The sequence below is a fragment of the Mycobacterium sp. TH-M106 genome, from assembly GCF_057473765.1.
On record NZ_JBYCLE010000290.1, the window covers coordinates 1 to 8,579 of the forward strand.

At 65.0% G+C, this 8,579-nt stretch carries 7 protein-coding genes and 1 pseudogene; 5 read left to right on the top strand and 3 right to left on the bottom strand.

Features of this window, described 5'->3' with window-relative positions; genetic code table 11:
* From AC2VOP_RS10110 to AC2VOP_RS10120, 3 genes are all read right to left on the bottom strand, one after another.
* Positions 1-1,375, bottom strand: a 1,375-nt coding sequence (locus tag AC2VOP_RS10110; RefSeq protein ID WP_486960828.1) for a preprotein translocase subunit SecA, incomplete at its 3' end; no start/stop codon positions are given.
* Positions 1,376-1,478: 103 nt separating this feature from the next.
* Positions 1,479-2,225, bottom strand: a complete 747-nt coding sequence (gene hpf, locus AC2VOP_RS10115; RefSeq protein WP_486960829.1) for a ribosome hibernation-promoting factor, HPF/YfiA family — start codon at positions 2,223-2,225, stop codon at positions 1,479-1,481.
* Positions 2,226-2,357: 132 nt separating this feature from the next.
* Positions 2,358-2,993, bottom strand: coding sequence for a ComF family protein (locus tag AC2VOP_RS10120; RefSeq protein ID WP_486960830.1), 636 nt, complete (start codon positions 2,991-2,993; stop codon positions 2,358-2,360).
* 133 nt (positions 2,994-3,126) lie between these two features.
* Between AC2VOP_RS10120 and AC2VOP_RS10125 the strand changes: the two genes are divergently transcribed.
* The 5 genes and pseudogenes from AC2VOP_RS10125 to AC2VOP_RS10145 all read left to right on the top strand — a co-directional run.
* A complete protein-coding gene (locus AC2VOP_RS10125) occupies positions 3,127-5,460 on the top strand; it encodes a nitric-oxide reductase large subunit (protein WP_486960834.1) in 2,334 nt (777 codons plus the stop codon).
* A 2-nt stretch (positions 5,461-5,462) separates the two neighbouring features.
* On the top strand, positions 5,463-6,092 hold the full coding sequence (locus AC2VOP_RS10130; protein WP_486960831.1) for a hypothetical protein: 630 nt from the start codon (positions 5,463-5,465) through the stop codon (positions 6,090-6,092).
* Positions 6,089-6,877 (top strand): slipin family protein, encoded by a 789-nt coding sequence (locus AC2VOP_RS10135; RefSeq protein WP_486960832.1) that lies wholly within the window; start codon positions 6,089-6,091, stop codon positions 6,875-6,877. The genes AC2VOP_RS10130 and AC2VOP_RS10135 overlap by 4 nt, the downstream gene beginning before the upstream one ends.
* 147 nt (positions 6,878-7,024) lie before the next feature.
* On the top strand, positions 7,025-7,666 hold the full coding sequence (gene dosR, locus AC2VOP_RS10140) for a hypoxia response regulator transcription factor DosR/DevR (RefSeq protein ID WP_486960833.1): 642 nt from the start codon (positions 7,025-7,027) through the stop codon (positions 7,664-7,666).
* A gap of 9 nt (positions 7,667-7,675) precedes the next feature.
* A pseudogene (locus tag AC2VOP_RS10145) lies at positions 7,676-8,340 on the top strand (histidine kinase); the annotation flags it as partial.
* Between the last annotated feature and the right edge of the window lie 239 nt (positions 8,341-8,579).

The window sequence follows — 8,579 nt, forward strand, 5'->3', positions numbered from 1 at the left end:
CGTTGAGCACGTTGTGCGGGATGCGCCGCTTGGTGAACTGGCGCGACAGATACTCCGAGCGTTCCACGCTGGTGGTGCCGATCAGCACCGGCTGGCCCTTGGCGTAGCGTTCGGCGACGTCGTCGACCACGGCGATGTACTTGGCTTCCTCCGTCTTGTAGATCAGGTCGGAGCAGTCGGTGCGAATCATCGGCATGTTGGTCGGGATGCTCACCACGCCCAGCTTGTAGATCTCGTGCAGCTCGGCGGCCTCAGTCTGGGCGGTGCCGGTCATGCCGGCCAGCTTCTCGTAGAGGCGGAAATAGTTCTGCAGCGTGATGGTGGCCAGCGTCTGGTTCTCGGCCTTGATCTCCACATGCTCTTTGGCCTCGATGGCCTGGTGCATGCCTTCGTTGTAGCGGCGCCCGATCAGCACCCGGCCGGTGAACTCGTCGACGATGAGCACCTCGCCGTCGCGGACGATGTAGTCCTTGTCGCGGTTGAACAACTCCTTGGCCTTGATGGCGTTGTTCAGGTAACTGACCAGCGGCGAGTTGGCGGCCTCGTAGAGGTTGTCGATGCCGAGCTGGTCCTCGACGAACTCCACCCCCAGCTCGTGCACACCGATGGTGCGTTTGCGCAGGTCCACCTCGTAGTGGACGTCCTTTTGCATCAGTGGCGCAATGCGGGCGAATTCGGTGTACCAGTTGGAGCCGCCGTCGGCCGGGCCGGAGATGATCAGCGGGGTGCGGGCCTCGTCGATCAGGATCGAGTCGACCTCGTCGACGATGGCATAGTGATGGCCGCGCTGCACCATCTCGTCGACGGAGTGGGCCATGTTGTCGCGCAGGTAGTCGAAGCCGAACTCGTTGTTGGTGCCGTAGGTGATGTCGGCACCGTAGGCGGCGCGGCGCTCGTCCGGGGTCATGCCGGCCAGGATCACCCCAACATCTAGGCCGAGGAACCGGTGCACCCGGCCCATCCACTCGCTGTCGCGCTTGGCCAGGTAGTCGTTGACGGTGACGACGTGCACCCCGTCGCCGGCCAGAGCATTGAGGTAGGCCGGCAGCACGCAGGTCAACGTCTTGCCCTCACCGGTCTTCATCTCGGCGACATTGCCGTAGTGCAGCGCCGCGGCGCCCATCACCTGCACGTCGAACGGGCGCTGGCTCAGCACCCGCCACGCCGCCTCGCGAGCCACCGCGAACGCCTCAGGCAGCAGGTCATCGAGGCTTTCACCGTCGGCGTAGCGCTTACGGAACTCGTCGGTCTTGGCCCTCAGCTCGGCGTCGGTGAGCGCTTCGGCGTCGGCGGCCTTGGTGTTGACATAGTCGGCGAGCCGCCTGAGGCGTTTGACCATGTGGCCTTCACCGAAGCGCAGCAACTTAGACAGCACAGCTATGTCCCCTACTCGAATGTCAACCTTTACGCGTTACGGGCGTCACCCATCGTAGGTGACGTGCCCGTCAGCTCCCCAACGCCGCGTCGGACCGGTCGGGTCAGACCAGTTGGATCAGGCCGTAGTCATAGGCGCGGCGGCGGTAGACGACCGACGGACGCCCGGTGTGTTTGTCGGAGAACAAGAAGAAGTCGTGACCGACCAGCTCCATCTCGTAAAGCGCGTCATCGACCGACATCGGCTTGGCCGGGTGCTCCTTGGTACGCACGATCTGACCCGGCTCGTGGCCCTGATGGTCCGGTCCGCCGGAAGCTACTGCGTCATCGTGCCCGTGGGGGCGTCCGTCCGGTTCGGCGGTGATATCGCGTTTGAGGTTCCGCTGAAACGCCGCTGCGGCGACGTCCGGATCCACCGGCTGGTCCGCCAGAGCCTCGGCCACCGACACCGGGGTCTTGTCACCGTAGGAGACGTTGCGGCGGCCCTTGCCGCGCCGCAACCGGCCCTCCAGCCGGTCTATCGCAGCCTCGAATGCGGCGTAGAAACTGTCGGCGCGGGCCTCGCCGCGAACCACCGGACCGCGACCGTGGGCGGTGATGTCGATCTGCTGACAGGACTTGCGCTGACGCCGGTTGGGCGCGTGCTTGAGCTCGACGTCGAACAGCCGGATGGAGCGGTCCAATCGCTCCACTCGGGCCAGTTTCTGCGAAACGTAGACCCGGAAGTGGTCGGGGATCTCGACGTTGCGGCCCTTGACCACCACCTCGGCGCGCTGTGGGGCATCGATCTGGTCGGCCTGATCGCCGGAGTCGACGCGCTCTTGATGGGCATCCACGAATTGACTTGCCATGCTCAACACTCGTTTCTTGCTGACGTCGCAGATATCCGATGTTCCCCGGGTGCTTGCCCCGACGGTAACCCGTGTTGGGGCGTGCGTGCCACCGGTTTCGCGGACACGCTCACAAATCCCGTTGCCGCCCGGTCACGCCGCCGCGATCACCAACACGGCGGCTACTCGCGCACCGGCGGCCTGCAGCACCCGAACCGACTCGGCCATGGTGGCGCCGGTGGTGATGATGTCGTCAACCAGCAGCACCTCACCGCGTTCCGGCAGCCGCCGCCGCAGCAGCACCCGGCCCGCGACGTTACGCTCACGGGCGGTGCTGTCCAGGCCCACCGAGTCGCGAGCCAGCACTTTCATCCGCAACGCCGGTACCACCGCCACGCCGGGATGGCCGGCTACCGACGCGGCCGCGATACGGGCGACCGGGTCACCGCCGCGGCGGCGGGCCGCCGAACGCCGAGTCGGCGCCGGCACGATCGCCAGCGGGACGTCAACCATGCTCCAGGTCAGCAGTCGGTGAACGGCCACAGCCAGTATGTGTGACAGCGGCGCGACAAGGTCGTTGCGGCCGTGTTCCTTGACTGCCACCATCGCTCGCCGGCGAGCACCCGCGTAGCGACCGAGCGTAAAGACCGGCACCTGCGGGTCCACCCGGGGGCTGACCAGATGCGGCTGGTCGGGTCCGACCGCCAGCTCGGCATCGCAGGTGTCACACCACCGCACCGACGGCGCGCCGCAGCCGCCGCACTCCAGTGGCAGCACCAGGTCGAGCATGCCGCCAGTATCGCCCCGGGGGGCGACAGCCGACCGGGGCAGAGATCGCTTGCAGGATTGAGGGCATAATTCTCATTTTTTTCAGTTTTCCCGGCCGCGGTGCTGCTAGTGTCCGGCCATGACAACCGAACCGATGCAGTCGGACTCGCCACTGCGTGCCGATTCCGAATCCTCCCGGCCGCTGATCGGCAAGGGCTGGGTTCAAGGTGTCGCTCTGGTGATGATCTTCGGGTTCCTGGTGATGGGCATCCTGGTCTACCGCACCTACACCGCGTCGATGCCGATGCCCGCTCGGGTGGTCAGTGAGTCCGGTCGGCTGCTGTTCACCGGCGACGAGATCACCGAGGGCCAAGAGCTCTACCAGTCCTACGGGCTGATGCAGTACGGGTCGGTGCTGGGCCACGGCGCCTACCTGGGGCCGGACTACACCGCCGACTATCTGCGAAGAGCCGCCGACGATGTCGCTGATCAGTGGCGCGTGCAGGGGCTGAGCGACCCGCACGACCTAGTGGTGGGCAATTTCCGCGCCAACCGCTACACCCCCGACACCAAGACGCTGGTGTTCACCGACAAGCAGGCGCTGGCATTTGAACACCTCGAGCGGCACTACGCCGACTACTTCGGAGAGGACTCCACCAAGTACGGCCTGCTACCGAAGATGATCACCGATCCGGCCGAGATCCATGATCTGACCGCGTTCTTCGCCTGGACCGCGTGGGCGTCGGCCGCCGAGCGGCCCGGCCACCGTTACAGCTACACCAACAATTGGCCACCGGAGTCCAGGGTCGCCAACAGCCCGACCGGATCGATCGTGGTGTGGTCGGTGCTGTCGCTGGTGGCACTGCTGGCTGGTATCGGAGTGATGTTCGCCGTTTACGGGCGGTGGAGCCAGAAGATCGGCTGGCACGGCAACGAAATGGCCAAGCTGTCGTTTCGGCAGCCCGGCGAGGTGGAGTTGACTCGGTCGCAGCGAGCGGCGGTCTGGTTCTTCGCGATTGTGTCGGTGCTGTATCTGGGGCAGACACTGCTGGGCGGGGCGGTCGAGCACTACCGGGCCGACCTGTCGGCGTTCTACGGCATCGACCTGGCCAAAGTGCTTCCCTACAACCTGGCCCGGACCTGGCATGTGCAGCTGTCACTGTTCTGGACCGCGGCGGCATTTCTGGCCGGCGGTATCTTCCTGGTGCCGTTCATCACACACCGCGAGCCAAAGCGGCAGCACTGGCTGGCCTACGGGTTGCTGGGTGCCTTCGCGGTGGTGGTGTTCGGCTCGCTGATCTCTGAGGCGCTCTCCATTTACGGGGTGATTCCCGAGGGTGGGCTGCTCTCCCAGCAGTGGGAGTATCTGGACCTGCCGCGGCTGTGGCAGATCCTGCTGGTCGTCGGGCTGTTTTTGTGGATCGCGATCATCTGGCGCGGCATGCGCCCGACGCTGCGGAGCGTCTCGAAGCTCAACCTGCCTTGGCTTTTCCTGTTTACTGGGCTGGCCATCCCCGCCTTCTATGCCGTTGGCCTGCTTGCCGCCAGCGACACCCACTACACGGTTGCCGACTTCTGGCGCTTCTGGGTGGTGCACCTGTGGGTGGAGGACTTCCTCGAGCTGTTCACCACGGTGATGGTGGCCTACATCTTCGTGCTGCTCGGCGTGGTGCGGGAACGGATCGCGCTCGGGGTGATCTATCTCGACATCATCTTGTACTCCGCCGGCGGCGTCATCGGCACCATGCACCATCTGTACTTCTCCGGCACCCCGGTGGAGCATATGGCGCTGGGAGCGTTCTTCTCGGCGGCCGAGGTGATCCCGTTGACTTTTCTGACAGTGGAAGCGTGGGCATTCCTGCAGCTGGGTGCGCGCCAGGAAACCGGGGACGCCAACCCGTTTCCGGCCCGCTGGGCGGTGATGTTCCTGGTCGCGGTGGGATTCTGGAACTTCCTGGGAGCGGGCATCTTTGGATTCCTGATTAACCTGCCGATCGTGTCCTACTACGAGATCGGCACCGCTTTGACCGCCAACCACGCTCACGGCGCCATGCTGGGCGTCTACGGCATGCTCGCGGTCGGTCTGGCGATGTTCGCGTTCCGGTACGTGACGCCGCCGGAGAAGTGGCCCGACAAGATGGCGCGCATCTCATTTTGGTGCATGAATATCGGGCTGGCCTGGATGGTGTTCGTATCACTGCTGCCGCTGGGTGTGCTGCAGCTTTACCACTCGGTCAACAGCGGCTACGCCGATGCCCGGTCGCTGGGTTATATCACCAAGCCCGGCAACAGCGTGCTGGAGTGGCTGCGACTCCCGGGTGATCTGATCCTGATCATCGGCGGTGTGGTGCCATTCGCCTGGATCGCCTGGGTCGCGTTGCGCAACTTCCGCTCCGGTACCACGGTCGACGCGCTGCCCGACCACCCGCTCTACACCGTGGCGTCGGATTCCGATGCCACCGGAGCAGAGGCCACGGCGAAGGACTGATCGTGGCCCAACCGGCAACGTGGGTGTGGCTGGTCTCCGGCTATGCCCTGATACTGCTGGGGATTGCCTGGGCCTTCGACACCATGGCGCGGCGGGTGTCGCAGCACGCCACCCGGTGGCGCAACGGCGGGTTCGTCTACCATCCCAACCACGACGCCTGGGTGTGCCCGCAGGATCAGTGGCTCTGGCCCACCTCGTTCGATCCGCAAAACCGAGTTTTGCGCTATCGGGCGTTGCCTACGGTGTGCAATAGCTGTCCAGTCAAGAACTCGTGTACCACGTCGGACAACGGCCGGGAGATCAGCCGGGACGTCGATCCGTGGCCGTACTCCGAAGCGGGCCGATTCCACCGCGGCATCGCCTGCGCGGTAGCAGGATTCGGCGTGATCATGCCTTCGGCGACACTGATCGTCGACCACGGCGCGGCCGATGTGCTGGTCCTGGGCGTTGCGGTGCTGGTCGTGGTGGCAGGCGGGCTGCCGTTGGTTCGCCACCTGTGGAACACTCCTTCTCACGCACCCGATCACCTGCCGCATCGCACCGGCCTGGAGGAGCAGGTTGCGGCAGCCATCGACCAGTACTCCACCCGGTGGGGTGGAGGCTATACCGACAAAGAGGAGGGCGCACAGTGAATTCGGTGCTGGTCACCGTGCTGGTTGCCGTGATCGCGGCGCTGATCGTGTTGGTCTTCTTCTCGCTGGTGGTGCTACGGGAATACGAACGGGGCGTGGTGTTTCGGATGGGCCACGTGCGCCCGCTGTACCAGCCGGGTCTGCGGGTTTTGCTTCCCCTGGCGGACAGGATGATTCGTGTGGACCAGCGGGTCGTGACATTGACCATTCCTCCGCAGGAGCTGATCACCCGCGACAATGTGCCGGCCCGCGTCAACGCAGTGGTGATGTTTCAGGTGGTGAATCCGATCAAAGCTATTCTGGCGGTGGAGAATTACGCCGTGGCCACTTCGCAGATCGCCCAGACGACGTTGCGCTCGCTTTTGGGCCGGTCAGATTTGGACACACTGCTGGCACATCGCGAAGACCTCAACGCCGATCTGCGCACCATCATCGATAACCAAACCGAGCCGTGGGGGGTGAAGGTGCGCGTGGTCGAGATCAAGGACGTGGAAATCCCAGAGTCGATGCAACGGGCGATGGCACGTGAGGCCGAAGCCGAACGTGAGCGCCGCGCGAAAGTCATCAATGCCCGCGGCGAGTTACAGGCCTCCGAAGAGCTGACCCAAGCTGCCGAGACGTTGTCGAAGAATCCGGCGTCGCTGCAGTTACGGTATTTGCAAACGTTACTGGAACTCGGTGCCGATCAGAACTCGACAGTGGTGTTTCCGTTGCCGGTCGACATCATCACCCCGTTCCTGCGCCACCCGGAATTCCTGGACAGCGTGCTACGCGGCACCGACTGATCCCCCGAGGAGACAGCATCCCCTTCCGCCACCTGTCTGCCAGGGACCAATGGCACTCATTCTCGGCCTCCAATGACCCTGTGGGCCGCCGATTAGCCTCGGTAGCCTGGTGGGGTGCATCGATAACAGCACTTCGGAAGGCCCGATGTGGTTAAAGTCTTTTTGGTCGACGACCACGAAGTGGTGCGTCGCGGCTTGATCGATCTGCTCGAAGCCGACCCGGAGCTCGATGTCGTCGGTGAAGCGGGCTCGGTCGCCGAGGCGATGGCCAGGATTCCGGCGGCCTGCCCGGACGTGGCCGTGCTCGACGTGCGGCTGCCCGACGGTAACGGCATCGAACTCTGCCGCGATCTGCTGTCTCACATTCCGGAGCTGCGTTGCCTCATGCTGACGTCGTTCACCTCCGACGAGGCGATGCTCGACGCCATCCTCGCCGGTGCCAGCGGCTACGTCGTCAAGGACATCAAGGGGATGGAGTTGGCGCGCGCCATCAAGGACGTGGGCGCCGGAAGATCGCTGCTGGATAATCACGCCGCGGCCGCGCTGATAGCCAAGCTGCGCGGGGCCACCGAGAAACCTGATCCGCTGTCCGGGCTTTCCGACCAGGAGCGCACCCTGCTGAGTCTGCTCGCGGAGGGTCTGACCAACAAGCAGATCGCCGACCGGATGTTCCTGGCCGAGAAGACCGTGAAGAACTATGTGTCGCGACTGCTGGCCAAACTGGGCATGCAGCGCCGCACCCAGGCCGCGGTGTTCGCCACTAAACTGCAGCGGTCTTCGCCGAAGTGACGGCTGACGATGGCGGTGAAAAAGCAAACTACTGGCGGTGACTCGAATCCGCTGCGTGACACCCTATCGCAGTTGCGGTTGCGCGAACTCTTGGTCGGGGTGCAAGACCGGGTGGAGCAGATCATCGAGGGGCGCGACCGGCTGGACGGACTGCTGGCGGCGATGCTGGTGGTCACCGCCGGCCTGGAGCTCGACGCCACACTGCACTCGATCGTGCAGACCGCGACCAGCCTGGTCGACGCCCGTTACGGCGCGCTGGAGGTATACGACCACGACCGCCGGTTGCTGGAGTTCGTCTACGAGGGCATCGACGAGGAGACCTTCGCCCGCATCGGCAAACTGCCCGAGCGCCGCGGAGTGGTGGGCCTGCTCGTCGATCACCCCAAGCCGCTGCGCCTGGACGACGTCGCCAACCACCCGGCGTCGGTGACATCGCCACCGAATTGTTGTCCGGCACCGATCCCACGACCGTGTTCCGGTTGATCGCCGAGCAGGCCAGCAAGCTCACCGGCGCCGAATCGGCCCTGGTCGCCATCCCGCTCGACGGGGACCCGTCGGAAACCCCGGACACTGAGGTGAGCGAGCTGTTGGTGGTCGAAACAGTGGGCGCCGCAGTGGCTTCCGCCGCCGGAGAGACCATCCTGGTAGCGGGCACCTCGGTATGCGAGACGTTCACCCAGCGCACTCCGCAGCGGATCGGCCGGCCCGGTGGGCCGGCCTCGACGGCGACGGCTGCAGACCACCGTCGCGTTCGTCGGTCCGCTGTCGTCGTCGACGCCACGCTGGCCGACCACGCCGAGGCAGTGGTCTCCGAGGCGTTGACGTCCTCCCCGCAGTGAACTGGGGAGGTTCCTCGTGCTGGCCGGCTGTCTCGATGGCCGTTCATGCGACGATCGCCGTGGGCTGGTCGGTA

Coding starts and splice junctions, on each gene's coding strand:
- hpf (WP_486960829.1), bottom strand. CDS start 2,225: ATGGCAAGTCAATTCGTGGATGCCCATCAAGAGCGCGTCGACTCCGGC.
- AC2VOP_RS10120 (WP_486960830.1), bottom strand. CDS start 2,993: ATGCTCGACCTGGTGCTGCCACTGGAGTGCGGCGGCTGCGGCGCGCCG.
- AC2VOP_RS10125 (WP_486960834.1), top strand. CDS start 3,127: ATGCAGTCGGACTCGCCACTGCGTGCCGATTCCGAATCCTCCCGGCCG.